Raw genomic sequence first — 531 nt, 5'->3', positions numbered from 1 at the left:
GGGCGATGCGGTGGGCCTGGAGGGACTGGAAGCCCTTCAGGTTGAGGAGCGCGTGGAGATAGGTGCGGCAGGCCGGATCGCGCGCCTGGACGGCGCGGAGATCGGCCTCGACCGTCTTCATCGCCTGCTCATCGCTGCCCAGCACCTCGTGGAAGAGATCGTTCAGATCCTCGAACGGAATGCGCGCCACGGCAAGCCGGGCGGCGAGAATGCGCACCACGATGTCGGCATTGCACTCGGTGGAGAGGACCTGGTCCTGCAGGGTCTCGCGCATCAGCGGCTCGCGGCTTGCGAGATCCTCCGCCTCTTCGCGGATCATCTCCCAGAGCGGCCGGGTAGGGGCTTCCGCCTCCGGCGCCAGAAGGGCGGCGGCGTTCTCAACCTGCGCCATCGGACCTCTCTCCCAAAAGTCGCGGCCGCTCCCAGCGGCCTTTTGCGAAGCGTTACCGGTTGCGCTCCCTCATTGCAAGTGGGGGGCACGAAGAGTTGAGCCAAGGGAATTCCGGGAAAGAGGCTGTGCCGGTGGGGAAC

Annotated in this window: 1 pseudogene; it reads right to left on the bottom strand. The window is 66.7% G+C overall.

Features of this window, described 5'->3' with window-relative positions:
* Positions 1 to 391: pseudogene (locus JJ959_RS21310) on the bottom strand (hypothetical protein); the annotation flags it as partial.
* Positions 392 to 531 lie beyond the last annotated feature (140 nt).

The organism is Nisaea sp., assembly GCF_017640745.1.
In the GTDB taxonomy this organism is placed as follows: domain Bacteria; phylum Pseudomonadota; class Alphaproteobacteria; order Thalassobaculales; family Thalassobaculaceae; genus Nisaea.
This window is presented reverse-complemented; position numbering and strand designations above follow the sequence as displayed.